21 protein-coding genes are annotated in these 23433 nt (G+C 71.4%); 7 read left to right on the top strand and 14 right to left on the bottom strand.

Annotation, left to right across the window (positions count from 1 at the left end):
* The 7 genes from WH85_RS10785 to WH85_RS10815 form a co-directional block, all read right to left on the bottom strand.
* Complete coding sequence (locus WH85_RS10785) at positions 1–780, bottom strand: DUF3472 domain-containing protein (protein WP_083448925.1); 780 nt, start codon at positions 778–780, stop codon at positions 1–3.
* Between the two features lie 344 nt (positions 781–1124).
* A complete protein-coding gene (locus tag WH85_RS10790) occupies positions 1125–1898 on the bottom strand; it encodes an ABC transporter permease (protein ID WP_045741623.1) in 774 nt (257 codons plus the stop codon).
* Positions 1895–2821, bottom strand: coding sequence for a daunorubicin resistance protein DrrA family ABC transporter ATP-binding protein (locus WH85_RS10795; RefSeq protein ID WP_045741624.1), 927 nt, complete (start codon positions 2819–2821; stop codon positions 1895–1897). The genes WH85_RS10790 and WH85_RS10795 overlap by 4 nt, the downstream gene beginning before the upstream one ends.
* Complete coding sequence (locus tag WH85_RS10800) at positions 2818–3675, bottom strand: DUF4097 family beta strand repeat-containing protein (RefSeq protein WP_045741625.1); 858 nt, start codon at positions 3673–3675, stop codon at positions 2818–2820. The genes WH85_RS10795 and WH85_RS10800 overlap by 4 nt, the downstream gene beginning before the upstream one ends.
* Positions 3676–3695: 20 nt before the next feature.
* Positions 3696–4202, bottom strand: coding sequence for a ribbon-helix-helix protein, CopG family (locus WH85_RS53700; RefSeq protein WP_045741626.1), 507 nt, complete (start codon positions 4200–4202; stop codon positions 3696–3698).
* 72 nt (positions 4203–4274) lie between these two features.
* The gene (locus WH85_RS46860) at positions 4275–5693 is read right to left on the bottom strand and encodes a GGDEF domain-containing protein (protein ID WP_052720298.1); all 1419 of its coding nucleotides are present in this window, start codon (positions 5691–5693) and stop codon (positions 4275–4277) included.
* Positions 5694–5715: 22 nt separating this feature from the next.
* Complete coding sequence (locus WH85_RS10815; RefSeq protein ID WP_045741627.1) at positions 5716–6891, bottom strand: FIST signal transduction protein; 1176 nt, start codon at positions 6889–6891, stop codon at positions 5716–5718.
* 398 nt (positions 6892–7289) lie between these two features.
* Here WH85_RS10815 and WH85_RS10820 point away from each other — a divergent pair, with 398 nt between their 5' ends.
* The 3 genes from WH85_RS10820 to WH85_RS10830 are packed head-to-tail and all read left to right on the top strand — an operon-like array spanning position 7290 to position 10177.
* Positions 7290–8066: an ATP-binding cassette domain-containing protein gene (locus WH85_RS10820; protein WP_045741628.1), complete on the top strand. Its 777-nt coding sequence runs from the start codon at positions 7290–7292 to the stop codon at positions 8064–8066.
* Positions 8067–8071: 5 nt separating this feature from the next.
* Entirely contained in the window at positions 8072–9130 is a 1059-nt protein-coding gene (locus WH85_RS10825) for an ABC transporter permease (RefSeq protein ID WP_045741690.1), read from the top strand.
* A gap of 12 nt (positions 9131–9142) precedes the next feature.
* On the top strand, positions 9143–10177 hold the full coding sequence (locus WH85_RS10830) for an ABC transporter substrate-binding protein (protein WP_045741629.1): 1035 nt from the start codon (positions 9143–9145) through the stop codon (positions 10175–10177).
* 212 nt (positions 10178–10389) lie between these two features.
* Here WH85_RS10830 and WH85_RS10835 read toward each other — a convergent pair whose 3' ends face one another.
* From WH85_RS10835 to WH85_RS10845, 3 genes are all read right to left on the bottom strand, one after another.
* Positions 10390–11379, bottom strand: a complete 990-nt coding sequence (locus WH85_RS10835; protein ID WP_045741630.1) for a hypothetical protein — start codon at positions 11377–11379, stop codon at positions 10390–10392.
* 299 nt (positions 11380–11678) lie between these two features.
* Positions 11679–12212 (bottom strand): hypothetical protein, encoded by a 534-nt coding sequence (locus WH85_RS10840; RefSeq protein WP_045741631.1) that lies wholly within the window; start codon positions 12210–12212, stop codon positions 11679–11681.
* A 683-nt stretch (positions 12213–12895) separates the two neighbouring features.
* Positions 12896–13474, bottom strand: a complete 579-nt coding sequence (locus tag WH85_RS10845) for a TetR/AcrR family transcriptional regulator C-terminal domain-containing protein (protein WP_045741632.1) — start codon at positions 13472–13474, stop codon at positions 12896–12898.
* Positions 13475–13515: 41 nt separating this feature from the next.
* Here WH85_RS10845 and WH85_RS10850 point away from each other — a divergent pair, with 41 nt between their 5' ends.
* Positions 13516–14760 carry an FAD-dependent monooxygenase gene (locus WH85_RS10850; RefSeq protein WP_045741633.1) on the top strand — a complete coding sequence of 415 codons (1245 nt, stop codon included), beginning with the start codon at positions 13516–13518 and terminating at the stop codon, positions 14758–14760.
* 263 nt (positions 14761–15023) lie between these two features.
* On the opposite strand, the gene WH85_RS10855 is transcribed toward WH85_RS10850, so the two are convergent.
* From WH85_RS10855 to WH85_RS10865, 3 genes are all read right to left on the bottom strand, one after another.
* Positions 15024–16019: a LacI family DNA-binding transcriptional regulator gene (locus WH85_RS10855; protein ID WP_045741634.1), complete on the bottom strand. Its 996-nt coding sequence runs from the start codon at positions 16017–16019 to the stop codon at positions 15024–15026.
* Between the two features lie 69 nt (positions 16020–16088).
* A complete protein-coding gene (locus WH85_RS10860; RefSeq protein WP_245673892.1) occupies positions 16089–16985 on the bottom strand; it encodes a tagatose-bisphosphate aldolase in 897 nt (298 codons plus the stop codon).
* Positions 16982–18361, bottom strand: coding sequence for an FGGY family carbohydrate kinase (locus tag WH85_RS10865; RefSeq protein ID WP_245673893.1), 1380 nt, complete (start codon positions 18359–18361; stop codon positions 16982–16984). The genes WH85_RS10860 and WH85_RS10865 overlap by 4 nt, the downstream gene beginning before the upstream one ends.
* 123 nt (positions 18362–18484) lie before the next feature.
* Here WH85_RS10865 and WH85_RS48605 point away from each other — a divergent pair, with 123 nt between their 5' ends.
* Genes WH85_RS48605 through WH85_RS10880 form a run of 3 tightly spaced genes read left to right on the top strand, consistent with a single transcriptional unit; the run spans position 18485 to position 22377 of the window.
* Entirely contained in the window at positions 18485–19687 is a 1203-nt protein-coding gene (locus tag WH85_RS48605; protein ID WP_169792428.1) for an HAD-IA family hydrolase, read from the top strand.
* Between the two features lie 56 nt (positions 19688–19743).
* Complete coding sequence (locus WH85_RS46865) at positions 19744–21888, top strand: hypothetical protein (protein ID WP_157410928.1); 2145 nt, start codon at positions 19744–19746, stop codon at positions 21886–21888.
* A gap of 60 nt (positions 21889–21948) precedes the next feature.
* Positions 21949–22377: a hypothetical protein gene (locus WH85_RS10880; protein WP_045741635.1), complete on the top strand. Its 429-nt coding sequence runs from the start codon at positions 21949–21951 to the stop codon at positions 22375–22377.
* Between the two features lie 68 nt (positions 22378–22445).
* Here the strand turns inward: WH85_RS10880 and WH85_RS10885 are convergent, their stop codons facing one another.
* Positions 22446–23399, bottom strand: a complete 954-nt coding sequence (locus WH85_RS10885) for an LLM class flavin-dependent oxidoreductase (protein ID WP_063775485.1) — start codon at positions 23397–23399, stop codon at positions 22446–22448.
* Positions 23400–23433 lie beyond the last annotated feature (34 nt).

Below are 23433 nucleotides of genomic sequence, written 5' to 3' on the forward strand. Positions count from 1 at the left end.
TCAGCGGGGACCGCCCAGCGTGGTCTGGGCGGCTCTGGTCCAGCCGAGATCGACGACGTGGACGTCGCCCCCGGTGCAGGCGCCCCTGGTCGAACCGGCGAAGCGTGATCCGTGCTGGTAGACGCCGGGCCGCTGCTGGTTCGCGGCGGGCTGGGTGAAAACGGCCACCGACCGGGGCACAGCGTCGCAGCTGACGGCGTCACCCCAATACTCACTGAAGTTCAGCGGCGGCGTCATCAGGTTTTTGCCGCCGGCCACGCGGATCGCGCCGATCTGCTGTTCGACGCCGGTCCGGACGTTGAGGACCCAGGCGCCCCACCACTGGCCGCCGCCGTCGGCCTCCAGCCGCCACACGCGATACCGGTAGTCGGTCCGCACGTCGATCGTGTAGGGCAACCGGCAGCTCCACCCCGTGCCCTCACCGCCGAAACGCCCGCAGCTGCTGCCCCGGGCGTTGGTGGCGTTCCACAACGAGAAGATCGCCAGATCGCCGGTGCTGCCGTTCGGGCGCCGCGCGTCGGTCTGCAGTCCCATGTAGCCGGCCTCGTTCGGCGTGGAGGTGAAACCCCACTGCATGGCCCAGTACGAGCTCCTGGCCTTCCGCGTGACCTGGACCCGCTGGTCGATGTTCCAGAAGCCGGTCGCCCCGTTGAAGTTCCATCGAGCCGCGATGTTGGCGTTCTGGTGCTGGACCGCCTGCGCCGGCGCGGCACTGACGGCGACGAGTGCGGTGGTCGCCACAGCCGTCCCGGCCAGCCAGCGACTGATTCTCCTGAGCATGTCGTCGGCCCTGCTTCCTCGGAGAGGTTACGTCGAGAACCCAAGGTGCCGCGGAACGCCGTCGTCCGGAACCACCCTGAAGCGGGACTGACGCCGGTGAGGTGCGACCGCGCAGGGCGTTGACCGAACGGGCGATGTGTCGTCGGACCGTTCGCCTGCCGGGGTGGCCGCGGTGGGCGACGGCTCGGGAGTTCGCGCCGTCGCCCCGAGCGGGTCAGCCGACCGGGTTCCAGCTGTCGGCGCCGGCCAGGTATTTCTGCGGGGTGTGGTTCGCGGCCTGGGCGTCGGAGAGCTGCCGTCCACGGGCTATCTGCTGGATCACGGTTCGGCGCGGTTCGGCGCACCTATGACCGGGTGAACCGGCGCTTCGACCACAGGTATCCGGTCAGGGCGACCACCGCGCACCAGGCCAGCGCGATCCACGGGTCGTTGCCGAGCGGCCGGTCCATCAGCAGGCCGCGCAGCGTCTCGATGATCGGGGTGAACGGCTGGTACTCGGCGAACCAGCGCACCGCCGCCGGCATCGAGTCGGTGGGGGCGAAACCGCTGCCGAGGAAGGGCAGCAGGATCAGCGGCATCGGCGCGTTGCTCGCCGTCTCCACCGAACCGCTGGCCAGGCCGATGCCGACGCACAGCCAGACGAACGCGAAGGTCACCGCGGCCAGGAAACCGGCGAACGCCAGCCAGCCGAGCGGCCCGGCGTCCGGCCGGAACCCGACCAGCAGCGCCACCGCGAGCACCGCGACGACCGCGAGCGCCGCCTGGATCATGCTGCCCAGGACGTGCCCGGTCAGCACCGAGACGCGGGCGATGTGCATGGTGCGGAACCGGGTGATGATGCCCTCGGTCATGTCCATCGCCACCGAGATCGCGGTGCCCTGGACCGCGGACATCACCGTCATCAGCAGGATCGCCGGGGTCACGTAGTCGATGTAGTCACCGCGCCCGCCGCCCAGCCCGGCGCCCATGGTGCCGCCGAACACGTAGACGAACAGCAGCAGGAAGACCACCGGCATCCCGATGAGCACGACGGTCATCGAGGGGTAGCGGATCATCCGTTTCAGGTTGCGCCGCAGCATCGTGCTCGAGTCGCGGGCGGCCAGGCTCATCGTCGTCATCGCGTGTGTGCCTTTCCGTGGGTCAGGGCCAGGAAGACGTCATCGAGATCGGGGGTGTGCACGGACAACTCGTCGACGTCGACGTGGTGGTCGTCGAGTCGTCCGATCAGGGCGCGCAGCGCCGGGAGGCTGCCGTCGCTGGGCACGCGCAGCGCCAGAGGGTCACTCTCCGCAAAACTCTCCTCGAGTACGCCCGAAGCGGCGTCCCGCCCCCGCGGGTCGGCGAACCGCAGCCGGACGTGGCCGCCGGGGATCCGCCGTTTCAGCTCCTCCGGGGATCCCTCGGCGACGATCCGTCCCCCGTCCAGGACGGCGATCCGGTCGGCCAGTTCGTCGGCCTCCGCCAGGTATTGCGTGGTCAGCAGGACGGTCACGCCCCCGGCCACCAGGTCCCGGACGATTCTCCACATGTCGCGCCGGCTGCGCGGGTCGAGACCGGTGGTCGGCTCGTCCAGGAAGATCACCTGTGGGCTGCCGACCAGGGTCATCGCCAGGTCGATCCGGCGCAGCATGCCCCCGGAGTAGGTGGACACCGGCTTGCCGGCCGCGTCGGTCAGTCCGAACCGGTCGAGCAGTTCGGCGGCCCGTCGCCGGCCGTCGGCGCGGCGCAGGTGGTGCAGGTCGGCCATCAGCATCAGGTTCTCGAAGCCGGTGAGCAGCCGGTCGACGGCGGAGAACTGGCCGGTGACACCGATCGCGGCGCGGACCGCGTCCGGTTCGCGGACCAGGTCGTGCCCGGCGACCCGGACCGTGCCGGCGTCGGCGGCCAGCAGTGTGGACAGGATCCGCACGGTGGTGGTCTTGCCGGCGCCGTTCGCGCCGAGCAGCGAGAACACCGTCCCGCGTGGCACGTCGAGGGTGATGCCGTCCAGGACGAGATGGTCGCCGAACGACTTGCGCAGACCGGTGGCGGTGATCGTCATGAGGTTCTCCCCGCGGAACGATGGATGGTGATGTCACCGGCCGAGGTGCGGGCCCGCACCTCGGCGGTCTCGTCGGTGTCCTCCGGCCGGGCGGCGCTGTCCAGCCGGGTGTGCACCTGGCCGTACGCGGTGTGCACGTCGAGCCAGGCGGCGGTGCCCTCGGCGATGCCGATGTCCAGGTCGCCGGAGGCGGTGGTGAGCACGGCGGTGCCGGCCACCACCTCGCCGACCCGGATCGCGCCGTTGGACGTCTTCGCGTCGACGGCGCCCCCGGCCCGGCCGATCGTGATGGCGCCGTTGGCGGACCGGACCCGGACGGCGCCGCCGACCGTGCCGATCACGGTGCCGCCGTTGGAGTTCTTGACGCCGGCGGACCCCTGGATCCGGTCGGCCTCGATGTCGCCGCTGCCGGTGGCGAGTTCGGCGTCGCCCGCGATGTGCTCGGCGGTGATGTGACCGAACGCGGTCTGCAGGTTCGCCGAGCCGGTCTGTCCGGTCTGGACCGTGCCGTAGCCGGTCTTGAGCCGGCAGTCGCCGAGTGGGCCGGCGCAGCGGATGTCCCCGGCCCAGGTGTCGGCGGCCACCCGGGAACCGGACGGCACCTCGATCGAGACGTGCACGGACCTGCTCTTGCGGGCGAAGTCGAGCATCCGCCGAGGGCCGGCGACACGCAGCTCACCGTCGATGTAGTCGACGCTGATCTGGGCTGCCGCCTCGATGTCGGACCTGTCGTCGGCATTGCCGGGGCGGACGTCGACGACGGTGTCCAGCCGGTCGCCGGCGGCGATCCGGATGCTGCCGTTGGCGATCTCGACGGTGACCTTGATGGGGGCGGGGGTCTCGAATGTGGGCATGGTTGGTCTCCTTGTCGAGGTCAGCGGACCCAGCCGGTGAAGCCTTGCTTGGCACGTTTCGCACCGCTGGCCTCGCGGGGTGGCACCCGGTCGGTCGGCTGCAGCGCCGCCGCGGCCGCCCGGACCAGCCAGGCGTTGACCGAGCGGCCCTCCCGGGCGGCGGCCTCCTCGATCGCCGCCTTGAGCTGTTCGGGCATCCGCACATTGATCCGGGCGGCCGGACCGTCCTCGACGGTGTCCGGCGTGGTGCCGGTCGGTGCCACAGTGGCACCATCCGGCTCGGCGGGTGCCGCGGTCACCACGAAGTCCGGGTCACGCCCGCGCAGCCGCACCTCCACCGACCCGGGCGCCATCTCCCGGGTGATCTCGTCGGTGGCCGCCGTCAGCGTCTCCAGCAGGGTCAGCCGGATCGCCGACTCGAGCGCGCCACTCAACCGCTCGGCCAGGGCGCGGGCCTCCTCGCCGCCGGCGCCGGCCAGTGTGGCGAACTCGCGTCCGAGGTTGTTCACGTACGACGTCAAGTCCATGGCATCAATGTGGCACCAGAATGGCACCACCGCAAGAAACTGTCGGACATCGGGCCGCGCCCGCCCGGCACGTCAGGCGCGGAAGCCGGCCCCGGTCGCCGGACGGGCACGGCGGTGCTGTTTGGCCGCGTACATGCCGGTGTCGGCCTCGCGCAGAACCGCCTCCGCGTCGTAACCGCTGCTCGCGGCGGTGCCGAGCCCGAGGCTGCCGCCGGCCGTCACGGTCACCGGCCCGTCCGGCGTCTCCACGGTGAACGGCTCGTCCAGGGCGCGCTGGATGCGGTCCAGCACCCCCGCCGGAACGCCGCCCTCCCACAGCACCACGAACTCGTCGCCGCCCAGCCGTGCGCACAACGCGGTCAGGCCGGACGCCTCGGCCAGGCGTCCGGCCACCGCGATCAGCAGCTGGTCACCGGCGTCGTGGCCGTGCGTGTCGTTGACCGCCTTGAAACCGTCCAGGTCGACGAACATCACGGTCAGCGGCGCGCCGCGGGGCTCGCACCGGGCCACCGCCGTGGCGAGCCGCTGCCGGAAGAGTGCCCGGTTCGGCAACCCGGTCAGCGCGTCGGTCTCCGCCTGGGTGCGCATCCGCTCCAGGAACAGCGCCTTCTCCAGGACCAGCGCGCTGACATCGACCAGATGGTCGAGGAACAGCCGGGCATCGCTGTCCGGGGCGGGCGCACCCGTCACCAGCAGCGTCCCGACCTCGGTGTCGTCATGGCCGAGGGCCAGCCGCTCGGTTCCCTCCGGCAACTTCTCGGGTACGGGACGACCGCCGGTCAGGTAGACCGCGGCGGACGCCACCGGCACGTACTCGATCAGGGTCTTGATGACGCGCCGCACCGCCTCGTCCACGTCCAGGAGCCGGGCCAGGTCCGCGGTCAGCCGGTGCAGCAGCCGGGACCGGCGCAGCTGCTCCTGGGTCCGGTGGTAGAGCAGGCCGTTGTCGGCGGCGAGCGAGATCCGGCTCACCACGGCGGCCAGTTCCTGCACCTCGGCGGCGTCGAACGGGGTGTCCGCCCGGCGAACCAGCAGCAGGTGGCCGAGATGCTCGTCGCGGACGGTGAGCAGGCCCCAGGCGACGTGCCGCGGACCGCTGGGAGCCAGCCAGTCCGGGATGGTGAAGTCGCCGGCCGGGCCGGCGGTGACCGGGTTCTCCGCGGTCAACCGGGCCGGATGCTCCGGTGGGTCACAGGTGCCCGGGGGTAGGTGGCGAGCGGCGATACCCCACTGGGCGGCAAGCCTGACTCTCCTCGATTCGTCGTCGGGAGTCAGCACTATCGCCACGTCGGCGCCGAACAGATCGGCGACCTCGCTGACGGCGCGGTCGTACACGTCGTCGACGTCGACGAGCTGCCCCAGCGCACTGATCAGGCGGGCGAGACGGGTGGCCCGGGCCAGTGCCCGTACCGACGTGACCCGCGACTCGGCCAGCTCGGCGCGGAGCCGGACCACCTCCTCGAGTTCCTGCTCGACGTGAGTGCGGGTCATGGCTGCTCGCTGTGTGTGCGGGTCATAGCGCCAGGGCCACCACGGTGGCGTTGTGGAAGCCGGTCGACCCGGTGACCCGGGCGAACTCCCCGTACGTGAAGAACCCGGCCAGCGGCATCCCGCCCAGGCCGGACCCGATCGCCGCGGCCTCCCGCGGCACGTCCTCGCCGAGCGGCTCCACCCGGGCCGCGCAGCTGAAGACCAGGCCGCCCCGCGACGGCGCGACCAGCTGGCCGGCCGCATCCGCAGCCGCCCGCGCCGCCGCCTCCAGCAGATCCCGCGGCTCACCGGCCATCACCTGCATCACCGACTGGTCACTGACGTGCGCGAACATGACCAGACTCCGGTCCGGCCGGGCCCCCAGCACATGCCGCACCTCGAACCCGCCGGACGCGGTCGCCAACCCCAGCGGATGGCCCAGTGCCGCCTGCGCGAACGGCGTCTCCCACAGCCGTTCCATCGTCGCCGCGGTGATGTCCGAACCCCGCTGCCCGAGGTACGCGTCGACGGCCGGCCGCCCGTCGAGCTCGAGGATGATGTTGCCGTCGGCCCGGGTCACCACCATCGGGGTGCCGATCGGGTGCCAGCCGTGCGCCACGCCCACTCCGAGCGGGCGCGGCGAGTTGATCCAGACGGCGACCAGTCCGTTCGACATCACCCGTCCCGCACCGAACTGGTAGGTGACCACCATCGAGATCCTCTCGCTGGCGGTACCGCCGACCAGGGGGACGGTGGCGCCGGTCACCGCGTACGCGCCGCGCACCACCTCACGCTGGTCCCCGGCCAGGCCGTCGGTGAGCATCATCAGCACCGAGTGGTCGGCGTCGCCACCGGCCCGTTCCCGCGCGGTCTCGGCGGCGTCGCGGGCGGCGGCGTACAGGTCGTCGCTGATCCGGTCGGTGACGGCGACGCCGAAGGTGAGGTCGGCGGCCGGCAGGTAGAGCGCGACCGCCCCGCCGTCGACGGTGTCGGCGTCGGTGAACCCGGCGAACGAGCTGCACCCGATCACCTGGGCGTCACCGGCGGCGCGGGCCGCGGCGGCGAAGAAAGTGTGCGGGTCGTAGTCGATGCTGGGGAAGACGACGACCAGGTCGGCCGCGGACGGTGTCCGGCCGCCGATGGCCTTGCGGACGCACTGCTCACCGGCCTCGCCCGGGTCGGTGGCGAGGCTGCTGCCGCGGCCGAGGTCGTCTGTCATCGCGCCGTGCCCGCTCCCTCGCGCCGTGTCCGCTTCCCCCGCTCCCTATCGGCCGCTGTCGCCCCCGGGTGAAGGGTTCCGAACCCCGGCACCCGCGCTGAGCAGCACCGACATCGGCGCTTCCTGCGGAGGATACCCATCCCACCCGGCTATGTCACCGATGACATCCGCTCGAAGAAATTGCCATGACACCGGTGACACGCACCGGGGACATGGCTTACTGTGCGTTTCAGCCGAGTTAACAAGTGGCTCTGCTCACAGGCCAGGAGAGGGGTTCGCGTGACGGTCGCCCCACTTCGATACCGGCCCTGGATCGCTCATCAGGAACGAAGGTCGCCATAACCCCCCGATCCACCCCGCGACCTGCTCAGCCCCCCACACCGGAAGGTGACAGTCATATGGCACCCCTTCTCGAGGCGCGCGGCCTCTGCCGAAGTTTCGGACACGTCCGCGCGCTCACCGACGCCTCGTTCGACGTCCACGCCGGCGAGGTGGTCGCGTTGATCGGTGACAACGGCGCCGGAAAGTCGACGCTGGTCAAGGCGCTCACCGGGAACCTCGACCTGGACGAGGGCGAACTCCTCTTCGACGGCCGCCCGGTCGCCGTCACCTCCCCGCAGCAGGCGTCCGCGATGGGCATGGAGGTCGTCTACCAGGATCTGGCGCTGGCCCCACACCTCAACCCGGTGCAGAACATGTTCCTCGGCCGGGAGATCCCGCGCCGCGGGCTGCTCGGCCGGCTGGGCTTCATGGACGACAAGACGATGCGGGTACGCGCCGAAGAGGGCTTCCGGGAGCTCGGCGGCACGGTCCGTTCCCTGACCGCGCAGGTCGGCGCGATGTCCGGCGGTCAGCGGCAGCAGATCGCGATCGTCCGGGCGATCAGCTGGGCCAGCAAGGTCGTCTTCCTGGACGAGCCGACCGCGGCGCTGGGCGTGGTGCAGACCCGCAACGTGCTGGACACCATCAAGCGGGTCCGGGACAAGGGCATCGCCGTGGTGCTGATCTCGCACTCGATGCCGCACGTGCTGGAGGTCGCCGACCGGGTGCAGGTGATGCGCCTCGGTACCCGGGTCGCCACCCTGCCGGCCGCCGGCACGACCGTGGAGCAGCTGGTCGGCGCGATGACCGGCGCCCTGGACCATGCGAACACCGGCAAGGAAGGCCCCGCGTGAGCGTCATGACGACCCCGGCGAACCCGAAGACCGTGACCGGCGACCCGGCGCCGGAGCCGGTCCTCAAGCGGCTGGCGAACATGCAGCAGGTGTGGATCCTGGGGGTGCTGCTCGTCATCATCGTCGCGTTCTCGGCCGCGGCGGGTGACAAGTTCCTGTCGGCCGGCAACTTCTCGCTGATCGCCCAGAACATCGCGGTGTGGGCGGTGCTCGGCGTCGGCATGACCTTCGTGATCATCACGTCCGGCATCGACCTGTCGGTCGGTTCGGTGCTCGTCTTCTCCTCCGTGATCGCTGCCAAGACCATGCAGGCGGTCGGAGGCGACGGCTGGTCGACGGCGTTCGCCGGTGTCCTGGCCGCGCTGGCTTCCGGCGTACTGTGGGGGCTTCTGAATGGTTTTCTGATCGCCAAGGCGAAGATCCCGGCGCTGATCGTGACGCTCGGATCGTTGTCCGTGGCCCTCGGTCTGGCGCAGGTCGTCACCGGTGGCATCGACATCCGATCGGTGCCCGAGGTGCTCACCGACTTCAACATCTACGTCAAGGTCCTGGGCATTCCGGCGCTGCCGTTCGTCGCCCTGATCGTGGTGGTCCTCGGCGGGATCCTCCTGCACAAGACCAGGTTCGGGCGTTACACCTATGCGGTCGGCTCCAACGAGCTCGGCGCCCGGCGGGTCGGCATCAACGTCGACCGGCACCTGATCCTGGTGTACGCGCTGTCCGGCGCGATGGCCGGACTCGGTGCGGTGCTGGCCCTCGCGCAGTTCGGCACCACCACGATCGCCGGGCAGTCGCTCACCAACCTGAACGTCATCGCGGCCGTCGTCATCGGCGGCACCTCGATCTTCGGCGGTGAGGGTTCCATCTTCGGGACCGTCATCGGCCTGTTCATCCCCGCGGTCCTCCAGGCCGGCTTCGTGATCATCGGTGTCGAGTCCTTCTGGCAGGGCGTCGCCGTCGGGTCCGTGCTGGTCGCCGCGGTCTACGTGGACCAGTCCCGCCGCGCCGCGATGCTCCGCGGCTCGGCCCGCAAGCCGCTCCTCTCCTTCCTCACGCGCAGATAAAGGACCCCCCTCATGAAGAAGTTCGCCGCGGTCACCGCCGCCGGTCTCGCCCTCGTCACCGGTCTCTCCGCCTGCACCAGCTCGAAGCCGGCCGAGAACGTCGCCAGTAACACCGCCGCCGACCCGAACGCCCCCGCCGCCACGGCAGCGGTCGTCCCGGACAAGGCGAAGAAGAACTACACGGTCCAGTTCATCCAGGGCGTGGCCGGCGACGAGTTCTACATCAGCATGCAGTGCGGTGCGCAGGCCGAAGCCGCGAAGCTGGGCGTCACCCTGACCACGCAGGGCCCGCAGAAGTTCGACCCGACCCTGCAGAAGCCGATCCTCGACTCGATCGTCGCCGCCGAGCCGGACGCGATCCTGATCGCCCCCACCGACGTCACCGCGATGCAGGCCCCGTTGAAGGCCGCGGCCGCCGCCGGCATCAAGGTCGTCCTGGTGGACACCAGCACTGAGGACCCGTCCTACGCCGCCGCCGCGATCGCCTCCGACAACGAGGGCGGTGGCGCGGCCGCCTTCGACGCGATCAAGCAGCTGAACCCGAACGGCGGCAAGGTCATGGTGATGTCCACCGACCCGGGCATCTCCACCGCCGACGCCCGCGTCAAGGGTTTCAAGGACGCCGCCGAGGCCGACGCGAAGTTCACCTACCTGCCCGTCCAGTACTCGCACAACGACGCTGCCACCGCCGCCAACCTGATCAGCGCCGCCCTGCAGAAGGACCCCGACATCGTGGGCGTCTTCGCCGCGAACCTCTTCACCGCCGAGGGCACCGCGACCGGCGTCCGCCAGGCCGGCAAGACCGGAAGCGTCAAGATCGTCGGCTTCGACGCGGGCCCCAACCAGATCAAGGCCCTCGAGGAGGGCACGGTCAACGCCCTGGTCGCCCAGCAGCCCGGCACGATCGGCGCGTTCGGCGTGGACTCGGCGGTCGCGGCCCTGGACGGCAGCACGGTCAACCCCAAGGTCCAGACGGGCTTCAGCACGATCACGAAGGAGAACCTGGCCACCGAAGGCACCAAGGCGGCCTACCAGAGCACCTGCTGATCGGGCATTTCAACGGGGGGAGGCCGGGCGACGAACAGTCGTCCGGCTTCGCCGTGCCCGAAAAAGATCAAGATCATAAGACCGATGTCGTAGCGGGGTGGGTGGTACAGACCGTCGCTCCCGCCGAGGGCCCGCCGGCCCGAGCTGGCCGCTCCGCGTCCAAACCACTCGGCCCACCGGGCGACCTGCGTGAGTGGTTGCGCCCAACCGGTTCAGGGATGTTCCAGGGTCCAGGCGTGCCAGTGGTCGATCCAGTGGTTCCGTGTGTCGGGGCTGTCCGACGGCTCGCAGCGGGTCCACGCCTCCTGGGCGGCCCGGCTCGGCACCGACTCGGTCAGTCCGGAGCCGTACAGCAGAGTCTCTGTGATCGCCCGCTCCCGCAACGCCGCGTCGGTGCGGAACCAGGTCGCCTCCCGTTGCAGCGCGGTGAGCTGGCCCAGCATGCTCTGCACCGCCCGCCGCGCAGACTCGGGGGACTGGTCCGCCAGTCCGGCCTGACGATCGACCGTCGCTTGCCAGAGCCGTCGCCAGTCCGCAGGCAGCTCCGGCACCGGCCCGCCCTCGGCCAGCCATTCCGCCTGCCGCAGCGAGGTCCGCAGGGCAGCGTCGACCAGTGCCCGGTACGGTTCCCCGGAAGCCTGTCCGCCGTCTTCTCCGGAAGGCTGTCCGCTCGGCTCTCCGGCAGGTGGTTCAGTGGTGGACGTAGGTGTTCGTTTTCTCGAGTACGGTGCCGGCAGTTCCCCGGCCAGGGATCGAAGAGTGATCCCTTCCGCCCAGCAGAAGGCCACCGCGCTGATCTCCAGCTCGCCGTCGGTGACCCGGGTAGCCCACCAGTCGGCGCCGGCGCGCACCCGGCGCCCGGACAGTTCACGACCGTCGACGACCAGCGTCGCAGGCTCCTCGGACCAGGCGAAGTCCGCGAACCGTACCCCGGAAAGCCTCATATGATGTTCGATCATCTCGCGCAGCGAGCCGGACGACACCCGGGTGCCCGTCCATCGTGCGCTCTCGACCTCGAGCCAGCAGTCCGGCCCGTCATGCCGCACCCGAACGCAGGTAGGCACCCCGTCGAAGCGTTCCGTACCGGCGAGCCGCGCGCTGTCGACAGCCTGCGCCAGAACGAGAACCGGAAGCTCCCGCCGCGCCAGCTCGTCCCGAAGCTCAGCCTGCCTGTCCCCACTCGCGGCCGGTCCGAACGCCATCCCGTCACCTCCCGTTCGAGCCCTGCCAAGCCGGTCGAACATTTCCAGCCCCGAAAGCCCCGAAAGCCCCGAAGAACCCGCCGAATCCGCAGCAGGCGGCGACAGGTCGACGTCGATGGAAACCGTAACCCGGCAGCCGTCGCCGCGGGGGAGGGGCCGCGCATAGCTCAACCGCCGTCCGACCGCACACCGCCTGAGCCGAATCCGCCTTCGGGCGGGCATAACGTCGATACCAGCCCTGACCGACCCGTGGACCGGCCGATACCGCGGACCGGGCGAGGCCCGGTCCGCGGGGGTGATCAGGTGATCTTCTCGGACGTGGTCGGGCCTGCCGACCAGCAGACCCAGCCGTTGTCGGTCACCGTGTAGCTGCTGTACCAGACCACGGTGGCGAAGGCGTACCCCTTGGTCAGGCCGAGGATGCGCGCGTACGCCGTCCAGGTCAGCAAGGCGGATGTGCCCTGGCCCTCGCTGTAGCTCTGGGTGGAGGAGCCGCCCGGGTCGCTGATGTTCACGTTCCAGTGCACGTCCCACGGATCGCCGGCGTCAGGCCGCAGAGCCATGCCGGTGAGCAGGGTCGCCTTGGAGCCGCCGCGAGCCTCCAGGGAGACCCAGGACATCCCGCAGTCGCCATCCGCCGCGCCGTAGTCCGACGTCGACATGTCGCCCTCGGCGGGTTCGGCGGGGATGACGCCGCTCGTCGGGACGTAGGTGCCGGATTCCGCGGCCGCGGCGAGGGACGCCGGCACCGAGGCGGTAGCGCCGTCCGGAAGGATGACGATCCGGTAGCCGTGAGCCTCTGCGACCCGTGCGTCGAAAGCGGTCAGGCGCATCCCGCGGTTTTCCTGTCCGGTTTCGTCCGGTGCTGCCGTGGCCGGTGCCGCCGACAGTAGTGTGCCGGCCGCCAGGGCCGCCGCTGCGGCACCCGCAGCCAGTCTTCTTGCCGTGCCTGTTCTCATGGAACCCCCGTTCCTTGAGCGCCTCCATTCCACAATGGACATCGCCGCACATCAATCTAGGTGGTGATCGATCGATGCTCAAGGATCAATGCGTGCCGGTCGTCGCCGAGTCGCTCGGCCCGGGTCCGGGCTTCCTGATCAGCGGAGGGCTCCTTGCGGTGACGGCCGCAACGTCATTCCTGACCATTCGCCGGGCAGCTGCACCCTCAGGCACGCTGACACGCCGCCCGAGACGCAGGGACAGCCGTCGCCGTGCCGGCGGATATCACAGCTCAGAAGTGATGCCGAGTCGTCGGTAGGGGTTTCGGCGGCGGTGCGGTTGAGTCCGCCCTGGGCGCGACCGGCGGTGCGCCGACCGCCGCCGTCGGGGGTATTGCCGATTTCGTGATGTCGACGCGGTCAGGCCCAGCCGATCCGTGCCGAGTCGATTGCGGCGGCGTAGATGCAGGATCTGGCGTGGGCCGCCGTCGTCGTACGCGATCCGGATCTCCGGAGTCGGCGCCGCTCCGGGCACCATGCTCGCCATCGGCGAGGGCCTGCAGGCACTGCCCGGCCGGTCAAGCGGGCGGGCTGAGCAGGCGGTCGAGGCCGTGGGTGAAACGGGCGTCGAACGAGTCCTCGGCGAGTGAGGGGATCAGGCGCCGTAGCGCGGGGCGGTCGCCGGGGTCGAACGTGGGGGTGGTGCGGGCCGGGAGGGCCTGCTCCTCCTGGACCAGGCCGAGGACGAAGTAGATGATCGCCCACAGGGTCCATGCGGCCTCGCGTGCGGGCAGGCCGGCGTCGAGCAGTGCGGTCGCCAGCGCCTCGGCCACGTCGAGTGTGGCGGGCTCGGCCGCGTAGGTGCCGGCGACCACGGTCGCGCCGTCCCGGTGGGCGAGCAGTGCGCGGCGGTAGCGGGCGGCGATCTCGGCGGCGCGGTCCCGGCCCGGCTGCGGGAGATCGTCGAGGCGTACGCCCGCCACGATCGCGTCGGCCATCAGCTCCTCGAGGCGGGCCTTGGACTTGGCGTGCCAGACGACGGTGTTCATCCGGACGCCGAGCCGGGCCGCGATCGCGCGCATCGAGACGCCGGACGCGCCCTCGTCGTGGAGCACCTCGAGTGCGGTGCGTACGACATCCTCTTGACTCTTGGTCACTGACCTAGTCTAGTCTCTTGGTCACTGACCAAGGAGGAGACATGGACGTCGTCATCGTGGGTGCCGGGCCGACCGGGCTGTGGCTGGCCGGAGAGCTGCGGCTGGGCGGGGCCACGGTCACCGTGCTGGAAGGCCGGGACGCGCCGGACCGACACTCGAAAGCGCTGACCGTTCACCCGCGCACGCTGGAGATCCTGGACTCGCGCGGGCTCGCGGACCGGTTCCTCGCCGAAGGGCTGCGCGTGCCGAACGGGCATTTCGCCTCGCTCCCGAACCGGTTGGACTTCTCACTGCTGGAGACGCGTTTCCCCTTCACGCTGATCCTGGTGCAGGCACGCACGGAGGCGCTGCTGGAGGAGCGGGCCCGGGAGCTGGGGGCGGATGTCCGGCGCGGGGTACGGGTGGCCGGGCTGGCGCCGGGCGGAGTGCTCCTCGAGGACGGTTCGACAGTCGAGGGACGATATGTCGTGGGCTGTGACGGCACCCGCAGCACGATCCGCGAGGCGGCCGGCATCGACTTCCCCGGCACGGACGCGACGACCTGGGGCTGGCTCGCGGACGTCGTGCTGGACGCGCCTCCGGCCGGCGGAGTGCTCACGCTGACCGGCGAACACGGCGGGCTGATGGTGGTGCCGATGCCGGGCGGGCGGCACCGGCTCGTCGGCGCGGACGCGGCAGCGACCGGTGGTGGCGCGCCGACGCTGGACGAGGTCCGCGCGACCGTCGTCCGGATCGCCGGATCCGACTTCGGCATGCGCGACCCGGACTGGCTGTCCCGCTTCGGCAACGCCGCCCGGCAGGCCGCGACGTATCGGCGCGGAAACGTGTTCGTGGCCGGCGACGCGGCGCACATGCACTTCCCGGCCGGTGGCGTCGGCATGAACGTGGGCATCGCCGACGCGCACAACCTCGGCTGGAAGCTCGCTGCCGTGGCGGGTGGGCGGGCGCCGGACGCGCTGCTGGACAGCTATCACGAGGAGCGGTGGCCGGTCGGCGCGGAACTGCTGGAACACACACGGGCACAGACCGCGCTGATGACCGCCTACTCTCCCGACGGCCAGGCGCTGCGCCGTGTGCTGAGCGAGATGATCACGACCGCGCCGGACTTCTCCCGGCGGCTCGCGGAGCGGCTGTCCGGGCTCGCGGCCTCCTACGCCACCGGACCGCGCGTGCCCGACCAGGAACTACCGGAGGGCGGCATGCTCTTCGCACGCCTCCGCGACGGCGGGTTCGTGCCCACCCCGGCCGGTCTGGTCCGGCCGGACGGGCATCTGGCCGCCGCCTGATCGACGAACCTTGCGGACTCCTCCGCGCGGCCGACCACACGCCCAGCGCGCCCGAAGTCACCACGCCCCACTGCGGGTGTGGTGATTTCGGGCGTCCAGCGCGCCTCAATTCACCACGCCCTACTGCGTGTGGTGATTTCGGGCGTCCAGCGCGCCTCAATTCACCACGCCCTACTGCGTGTGGTGACAGCGCGCCTGTCACCACGGTCCACTGCTCACCACGCGGACGGGCTTCGCATGCTGACAGCGATCTCGACCCGGTGCTATCCGCGGCCGGGCGGGGTGACCTTGCAGGAGTCGCGTTCGATCAAGGTCACGTCGAGGATGGTGGTCCGGCGCAGGCGGCGTTTCGGGTGTTCGGCGCGTTCGAAGACGCGTTCGACGGCGAGACGGCCCAGCTGACCGGGGTCCTGGTCGATGACGGTCAAAGCCGGGGTGAGCAGGTCGGCCATCGGGAAGTCGCCGAAACCCACGATGGCCACGGTTGCGGGCGCTTTCGCGTACGCCAGAAGCATGGAACTGCGCGCGTTGGCCGAGAAGATCGCGGTGGGCGGGTCGGGCAGGTCTCGAATGCGGCGCAGTGCGGCGGCGGCGGTGTCCCGGTCGCTCACGTAGGCCGCGACCAGGGCGTCGTCCAGGTCGATGCCGGCTTCGGTGAGGGCGCGGCGGTAACCGGCCAGGCGGTTGACCTCGGTGGAGAGGTGGACCTGGTCGCCGACGTACGCGATCCGGCGGTGCCCGTGATCGATCAGGTGGCGGGTGCCGAGGTAGCCGCCGGCCTCGTCGTTGTCGGTGAAGGTGTCCGCGGACAGGCCGATCGGGGCCCGGTCGACGAAGACCATCGGGGTGCTGTCCTTCCACCGTTTCAGCCACGAGTGGTCGGTGCCGGTGGGCGCCACCACCAGGCCGGCGAGGCGGCGGCTCAGCAGGGACTCGAGGATGCCGCGTTCCCGTGCCGGGTCGTCGCTCAGGTTGGTGAGCAGGGTGGCCACGCCGTGGTCGCGGGCGGCGTCGTCGACCGCGCCGGCGATGGCGGCGAAGTACGGGTCGACGACGTCGGGGACGGCGACACCGATGGCCGACGAGTTGCCGGAGCGGAACGTGGTGGCGAGGATGTTCGGCACGTAGTTGAGCTCGCGCATCACCTGTTCCACGTGGGAACGGGTCTCCGGGAGCACGTGAGGGTCGCCGTTGAAGACCCGGGAGACCGTTTTGGCGCTCACCCCGGCACGGGCAGCGACGTCCCGCATCGTTGCCATGTCACCTCCGCATGTCCGTACCCGGGCCGCCGCAGCATATCGGAGATGCCGCGGCGGCCCGGTCCGCTGTCAGGGTCGGTTGGCGCCGTCCACCACGTCGGCCAGTTCCCGCAGGCGGGGCAGGGCGCGGTTGGTGAGGTAGTCCCTGCGCAGGTCCGGGGAGATGGACAGGCTGTCCTTCCAGAGTGAGCGTCCGGCCATCGCCCCGCCGGCGCCGCCGGCCATCGCGGTGGCGACCTGGCCCAGGAAGGTCTCGTGGTCGACGCCGGCGGACAGCACCGCCCACGGGACGCCGTTCGCGGCGGCGGTGACCGCGGCGCAGCCCTCGGCCGAGCCGGGGTACTGCAGTTTCAGGACCTTCGCGCCGCACTCGACGGCCAGTTTCGCGCCGTCCGCGACCAGGCCGGCGAACTTCGCCGCGTATTCCTCGTCGGTCTCGCCCTCCAGTTGGTACGTGAGGAGCTCGACGATGAGCAGCACACCCTCGTCGGTGCACTCCTTGATCAGGCTGCGCATCTCGTCGGCGACCCGGGAGGTGACGTCCTGCCGGTCCGGGCGGGTGTACCAGAGCATCTTGGCGACGTCGCCGCCCAGCTCGCGGACGGTCTTCGCGGTCACCCCGGGGACGAGACCGGTGTGGCGCAGGCCGTCGACCGTCTCGAAGCCGGACGCGTCCAGGCCGACGACCAGGGACGTGCCGCGGGCGAGGACCCCGTCGTCGACGACGCCCGGCAGCGCCACCTCCGGGTCGAGCAGGATGGCGGGGGCGTTGTTCGCCAGGTAGCGCAGCAGGTCGGCCTTCGCCTCGGCCAGTTCGGCCTTGCTGATCGCCGCGGCGCCGCCGGGGGCGTCCTTCATCGCGGCCTTCATGCCGTTGCGCTGGTCGGCGGCGACGATCAGCATCTTGCCGCCGGGGGTGGAGATGGCGGACATGCCACGGCGTTCGATGGTGGTCAGCGGGTTCACGGGGCGGTTCCAATCTTCGGTGGGATGGTGCTGAGCAATCGGACGGCCGCGCGGGTGGCCCCGTACGCGGTCTCCTGTTCGCGGGACGACACCGTCATCGCGGGCAGGGCGTGGGCGCGGGCGCGGCGGACCGCGGCCATGCCGGCCCAGCCGCCGGTGAGCGTCGAGGTGACCGCGGGCGGCAACTCCCGGTCCATGGCCCGGATGAGCCGGCCGATCTCGTCGTTGCTGTGCCGCAGCACAGCCCCGAAGACCTCGGCCGGGGTGACACCGTCGGTGTGGTAGGTGAGTTTCAGGACGCCGTCGTCGTTGCGGGCGCCGGAGACGTCGATGGCGTCGGCGGGCAGGGCGCCCTCGTACGGCAGCCGCATGACGGCCAGGTCGAGCCCGTCACGGCCGGTCCGGTCGCTGATCCCGGCGGCCTGCAGGGCCCGGCGCAGCAGGAGCCCGGTCTTGACCCCGGCGACGAGCACGTGTTTGCCGGGGACGACGTGGCGTACCTCGTTGATCAGGTGTTCGGCGAGGCGGCGGCGGGCCTCGTAGCCCAGCGGCTCGTCGATCACCCGGAGCAGCACCTCGGCGGTGCCGAGCGAGACGTGGTAGTGGTCGGCGGGCAGCCCGCCGGTGGCCTCGGCGGCGACCAGGTGGTCGTGCCCGGCGACGGTGAGCAGGGCGCCGGCCAGGTTCGCCGGGACCATGTCACCGGTGACACCGAACGGCGCGCCGGCGTCGAGCAAGGGGGGCAGGAAGGACTCCCGGACGCCGAGCTCGGTCAGCATCGCCGTCCACGGCTCGCCGGTGTCCTGGTCGATCAGCCCGGTCCGGGAGGTCAGTGAGTACTCCACGGCGGTCCGCCCGCCGAGCGCGGCGGCGACGAACTCGGGCAGGTTGAGCCAGCGCAACCCGTCGAGCCGCAGTCCCTGGTCCCGCAGGTACGCCAGTTTCGCCACGCTGACCTGCGCGCCCAGCGGCAGACCCGTGCGCCCGGCGAACTCGTCCCGGACGGTCGCCGGGAACGCGGCGGCCTGCGCGGCGCCGCGTGGGTCGAACCAGGCGAACGCCGGTGCGACGGCGCTGCCGTCGGCGTCGATCAGCATGCCGGTCTCGCCCATCCCGGAGAGCGCGACCGCCTCGATCGGGGCGCCGGTGGACCGGGCGACCCGGTCACAGGCAGTGGCGACCAGAGTCCGGATCGCCGCGAGCAGGGCGGCGGCGTCCATCTCGGTGGTGCCGCCGGGGCCCGATCGCCACGGCGTCGGGACCTGGGCCGCGCCGACCTCGATCCCGGACTCATCCGTGACCAGCATCTTCATGGCGGTGCTGCCGAGGTCGACGCCCGCGATCAAGCGACCGGTGGTGTCCGCGCGTTCTGTCACAGGAGTTCTCCCCAGCGGCTGGAATCCGAGCATGTCACCGGTGTCGCGATCGACCATGACACCGGTAACATGGCAGCCATGATGTGGCGCTCAGCAACGGATTGTCAACAGGTCCGACCCCTCGTGGTGGCGGTCGCCGGGGTCGCCGGAAGCGGCAAGACCACGCTCGGCCGGGCCCTCGCGAAAACCCTCGGGGCACCCCTGCTCGACCTCGACACGATGACGAATCCGCTGCTCGACAGCCTCCCGGCTGAGGCGCTCGGCGGGCACTGGCTGGCGTCGCCGCACCGTGCCACGATCCGCGACGGCCGGTACGCGGCCCTGCTCACGGTGGCCGTGGACGTCGTCGCCACCGCGGGCACGGCCGTCCTGGTGGCCCCGTTCACCGCCGAACTCCAGAAGGACGACGCGTGGAACCGGCTGAGAACGGTCGCCGACGTGCGAGTCGTGCACCTGACCGGCGCGCCCGACCTGTTCGCCGAACGCCGGGCCGCCCGCGGCGCCGACCGCGACCGGCACCGCGCTCCGGACGGCCCGTCCACCCCACCGTCGATCCCGGTGATCAGCGTGGACGCCGAGCTCACCACCGAACAGCAGCTGCTACGCGTCCTCGTCGCCCTCGATCGCCGCAGCCCGGTCGAGGCGCCGAACCCGCTGTTCGCGGCCGGTTTCGACGCGGTCCTGTTCGACATCGACGGCACCCTCGCCGACTCGACCGCCTCGGTGCTCCGGTCATGGCGGCGCTTCGCCACCGAACACGGCATCCCGGCGAAGGCCGTCGCCGACAACCACGGACGGCCGGCCCGGCACCTGATCGACCTGCTGCTACCCGCCGACAAGGCGGAGGCGGGCCTGGCCCGGATCACCGCGATCGAGATCGAGGACGCGGTGACGGTCCGGCCCACGCCCGGCGCCCTGGACCTGTTCGGCAGCCTGCCGGACAGCCGCCGCGCGGTGGTGACCTCGTGCTCGGCGCCGCTGGCCCGGGCCCGGATGGCGGCCGCCGGACTGGTGACGCCGCCGGTGACGGTCACCGCCGACGACGTCCGCACCGGCAAACCGGACCCGGAGCCCTACCTGCTGGCCGCGGAACGCCTCGGCGTGGATCCGGCCCGCTGCCTGGCCGTCGAGGACGCGGCCGCCGGGATCCGCTCGGCGCTGGCGGCCGGGTGCACGGTGCTCGCGGTCACCGGCACATCGGCAGCGGCGGAGCTCAAGGAGGCCGACCTGGTCGTCGACGGTCTGGACCGGGTGCGGTTCGCCTCGCGGGACGCCCGGATCCACCTGATCGTAGGGCCCGGGAACGGGGTTGAGCGAAGTTATTGACGTCGATACTCTCGCCGTGGCCGTCGATCGGCGGTCGTTGATACGGGGGAGTGTTCATGCATCGTGCCCGAAGAACGGCGGTTCTCGGCTCCGCCGCCCTGCTGGCCTCCACGTTCCTGGTCGCGTCGCCGGCGTACGCGGCCGACCTGGACTGGGAGGCCGCGGTCCGGAAGATCCCGGCCGCCACCTACACCCGCGACGCGCCCACCTATGTCCGGGAGGCCGCCGACCGCGTCGAGCCGTACCTCGACGACGAGGACGTCGCGGAGAAGCTCACCCCGATCCGCGAGGACCTGGGCACCCGCTACTTCGACGGGGCCCGCCTGCGGAGCGCCGCCGATGCGCAGAAGACCTTCGCGCACCTCCTGGAGATCCAGGACGAGCTCGAGGACGACGCAGACGAGCGGCAGCCCTACCTCGACGCGCTGGTCGGGTCGCTGACCGGCGTCCGGTTGCTCGCCGACGCCTCGATTCAGGACGCCGAGGCGATCGTCGGCCCCTGGAAGATCATCAGCCCGGCGCCGCCCACGCCCACGGGGCTCGACAAGGCCCTCGAGGACATCACGAAGGCGACGAGGGCCCTCGCGAACGCCGACGAGCAGCTGCGCGAGGCCGACCCCGAGGACGCCGTCGAGTACGCCGGAGACACCTGGAGGAACGGCTTCGCGGTGCTCGGCCGGTTCGGCATCACCTACGAGGGCGACCACGACGCCGACGGTGTGGTGGACCTGACCGAGCTGCGGTTCGGATCCAGCCCGCTGATCGCCGACTCCGACGGCGATGGCCTCACCGACTTGACCGAGATCGAACAGCTCGCCACCTTCACCCGGCCCAACGACGCGGACTCCGACGACGACGGGACCGCGGACGGCGCCGAGGATGCCGACGGCGACGGCCTGACCAACCTGCGCGAGCAGGAGCTGGGCACCAGGCTGACCGACCCGGACACCGACGGCGACGGCCTTGCCGACGGCGCCGAGGTGGCACAGGGTCGTGACCCGCTGGTCGCGGACAACCCGCCGCCGCCGGTCAGCGAGCCCACCGGGCCGGTGCCGACCACGCCGACCGACGTCGACACCGACGGCGACGGCATCCCGGACACCACCGAGACCGACGACACCGACACCGACCCGGCCAACCCGGACAGCGACGGCGACGGCCTGTCCGACGGTGCGGAGATCAGCGAACACCTGACGAACCCGCTGCAGGGGGACACCGACGGGGACGGGATCGCCGACGCGTACGAGATCGCGCACGCCGAGGACCAGGGTCTGGACCCGCTGGTGCCGGACGAGCGGGTCGGCAAGTGGACCTACGTCACCGACTTCGTGGTCGGCCTGATCGCCGGCGACTTCAAGCCCATCGACTCGATGGCGTGGCTGGCCGGATACCTGTGCTCCGGCGGACTCAGCCTGATCCCGGTGGTCGGCTGGATCCTCGGCGGCCTCGCAGACCTGCGCGACGCCGTCGCCGGAGTGATCCACCAGGACTGGGTCGGCACCGGGCTGTCGGTGATGGGGTTGGTTCCGTACGCCGGAGACGCGGTGGCCATCCCCGGCAAGGCCGCCAAGTTCGTCCTGAAGTACGTGCACCGGCTCGACAAGGTGATCACGTTCGTCGCCAAGTACGACAAGATCTCGGACAGCGTCAAGACGCTGACCATCCGCGCGATCATGCTGGGCAACTACGGCAAGCTGACCGGCGCCGGCATGTCCGACACGGTGATCCTGCGACTGGCCCGCAAGTCCAGCAACAGCCTGGCCCGGCTGGCCGACGCGCTCACTGACGCGGTGCCCGGCGCGGCCTCGGTGCCGTGGCTGCGGGGCTGGCCCGCCGGTGAGGACTACCTGGCCGACGTGCTGCTGGCCGGCATCCCCGGCAAACGCAACCGGGACGCGCGGATCCCGATGCCGGGCAAGCCGAAGCCGAACTCGGCCCGCGAACCCGACTTCCTGGAGGACGGGCCACCGCTGAAACTGCACGAGGTGAAGACCGGCGAGCCCGGCCACAAGGAGTCCTATCTCAAGCAGTGCGATCAGGACCGGCACCTGCTCGACACCGGCCAGGTCGGTGACGTGCTGTGGCACTTCCTGCCGCACGCCAACGGATCCCAGGGCATCCCGCAGGACCTGCTCGACTGCCTGCGCCGCAACCGGATTCCGTTCACTCTTCACCCGTCGAACGACACCTACTGGCCCTGACGCGTCCGCAGGCCGGGTCCGGTGGCGACACCGGGCCCGGCCCGGGGGAGAGTGATACCCATGAACTGGTTGCGGAAGTCCCGGCCGGCGTTCGCCGTCGACGGTGTCGAGCTGGACCGCGGCAGCAACGGCTGGTACAGCTTCGCAGGGGAGAGCCTGGCCGCCCGCCCGGCGGTGACCGCGGCGGCCGGGCGGCTGCCGGACCACCCCGAACTGGCCGACCTGCCGGACTACCTGTCGGTGGCGACGCGGGACGGGCGGGAGTGGTCGTTCGGCTTCGACGACGGGATGCTCGTCGTCTTCGACCTGTCCCGGCCCGGCTCCGACACCCTCGAACAGGTGCTCGCGGCCCAGCCCTGGATCACCGCGGTCGAGCGGGCCGACCGTGAGGTCTTCCTCCTCACCGTGCCCGAGGTGCTGACCGCCGACGTGGTTCTGGCCCGCTGCGTGGACGCCTGCGGCGAGGCCTTCCGGCGGCTCCACCCCTGAACCGGGCCGTCAGGCGCGCAGCACCGCTCTGCCGGTCGGACGGCGAGAAGCCGGGGACCGGGTGCAGGTCACGGACGGCCGGCCCTGATCGTGGCCTCGATCATCGGCCAGGGCAGGCCCGGCGGGATCCCGAGCATCGTGACGTCGACCGTGGCATCCCAGCGTTCCAGCTGGTCCCGGACGGTCTTCTCCTCGCCGTACGCGGTGAACTCGTCCAGCAGCCGCTCGGACACCTCACCTCCGGCCCGGACCCGCTCCACGTCCTCGGCCAGGCCCTGCCCGGCGACCAGCCGCGGATACACCTCACCCATCGTGGTGAGATAGGCGGCCGTGCACGCCGTCGCGACCGTCCGCGCCGCGGCGGCGTCCGGGTCGACCACCGTGAACGGCCCGGCCGCCACGGTGATCGGCCGTTGCGGCAGCCCGTCGGTGAGACTACGGATCCGGTGCCGGGCGATCCGGCCGGCCAGGTCCCCGATCCGGTCCCGCCGCAGGTAGAGCGGGTACCACCCGTCGGCCAGCTCGGCCGCCGTCCGCAGGGTTCGCGGACCGGTCGCGGCCAGCCAGATCGGCACCTCCGGAGCGGGCGGCTGCCCCAACCGGAGGCCGCCGGGGATCCGCTCGCCGCGCAGCAGGGCGCGGACCCGGGCCGTCACCTCGTGCAGGTGGACGGCCGGACGCTCGTAGCGGACGTCGTGGAAACCTTCGACCAGCCGCCGCGTGCTCGCGCCGAGCCCGAGGACGAACCGCCCGCCGGAGAGCCGGTGCAGCGTGGCAGCGGTCATCGCGATCGTGGCGGGGGTGCGTCCCCACACCGACAGGACACCGGCGATCAGGGTGATCCGCCGGGTGGCGCCGGCGAGTGCGGCGAGCAGGACCGCGGAGTCCAGCCCCCAGCCCTCGGCGACCGAGAACGACTCGTAGCCGAGGTCGTCGGCCAGCGCCGCGGCCCGGACGAGCACGTCGGGCCGGGTCTCCATCGGGGTGAACGCGACGCCGCGCCGCGTGGTGGTGAGGTCCATGCTGTCGACGCTAAATTCGCGGGCCGGGCGCCCG

The sequence above is a fragment of the Actinoplanes rectilineatus genome, from assembly GCF_000962825.1.
Taxonomy (GTDB): Bacteria; Actinomycetota; Actinomycetes; order Mycobacteriales; family Micromonosporaceae; genus Actinoplanes; species Actinoplanes rectilineatus.

Bases quoted from the DNA above. Each gene is read 5' to 3' on its own strand.
- WH85_RS46860 (WP_052720298.1), bottom strand. From the start codon at position 5,693: ATGACCCGCACTCACGTCGAGCAGGAACTCGAGGAGGTGGTCCGGCTC.
- WH85_RS10880 (WP_045741635.1), top strand. From the start codon at position 21,949: ATGAACTGGTTGCGGAAGTCCCGGCCGGCGTTCGCCGTCGACGGTGTC.
- WH85_RS10815 (WP_045741627.1), bottom strand. From the start codon at position 6,891: ATGACAGACGACCTCGGCCGCGGCAGCAGCCTCGCCACCGACCCGGGC.
- WH85_RS10840 (WP_045741631.1), bottom strand. From the start codon at position 12,212: ATGCGCCTGACCGCTTTCGACGCACGGGTCGCAGAGGCTCACGGCTAC.
- WH85_RS10820 (WP_045741628.1), top strand. From the start codon at position 7,290: ATGGCACCCCTTCTCGAGGCGCGCGGCCTCTGCCGAAGTTTCGGACAC.
- WH85_RS10855 (WP_045741634.1), bottom strand. From the start codon at position 16,019: ATGGCAACGATGCGGGACGTCGCTGCCCGTGCCGGGGTGAGCGCCAAA.
- WH85_RS10800 (WP_045741625.1), bottom strand. From the start codon at position 3,675: ATGCCCACATTCGAGACCCCCGCCCCCATCAAGGTCACCGTCGAGATC.
- WH85_RS10785 (WP_083448925.1), bottom strand. From the start codon at position 780: ATGCTCAGGAGAATCAGTCGCTGGCTGGCCGGGACGGCTGTGGCGACC.
- WH85_RS10835 (WP_045741630.1), bottom strand. From the start codon at position 11,379: ATGGCGTTCGGACCGGCCGCGAGTGGGGACAGGCAGGCTGAGCTTCGG.
- WH85_RS10825 (WP_045741690.1), top strand. From the start codon at position 8,072: ATGACGACCCCGGCGAACCCGAAGACCGTGACCGGCGACCCGGCGCCG.
- WH85_RS10795 (WP_045741624.1), bottom strand. From the start codon at position 2,821: ATGACGATCACCGCCACCGGTCTGCGCAAGTCGTTCGGCGACCATCTC.
- WH85_RS53700 (WP_045741626.1), bottom strand. From the start codon at position 4,202: ATGGACTTGACGTCGTACGTGAACAACCTCGGACGCGAGTTCGCCACA.
- WH85_RS10885 (WP_063775485.1), bottom strand. From the start codon at position 23,399: ATGGACCTCACCACCACGCGGCGCGGCGTCGCGTTCACCCCGATGGAG.
- WH85_RS46865 (WP_157410928.1), top strand. From the start codon at position 19,744: ATGCATCGTGCCCGAAGAACGGCGGTTCTCGGCTCCGCCGCCCTGCTG.
- WH85_RS10830 (WP_045741629.1), top strand. From the start codon at position 9,143: ATGAAGAAGTTCGCCGCGGTCACCGCCGCCGGTCTCGCCCTCGTCACC.
- WH85_RS10790 (WP_045741623.1), bottom strand. From the start codon at position 1,898: ATGACGACGATGAGCCTGGCCGCCCGCGACTCGAGCACGATGCTGCGG.
- WH85_RS10850 (WP_045741633.1), top strand. From the start codon at position 13,516: ATGGACGTCGTCATCGTGGGTGCCGGGCCGACCGGGCTGTGGCTGGCC.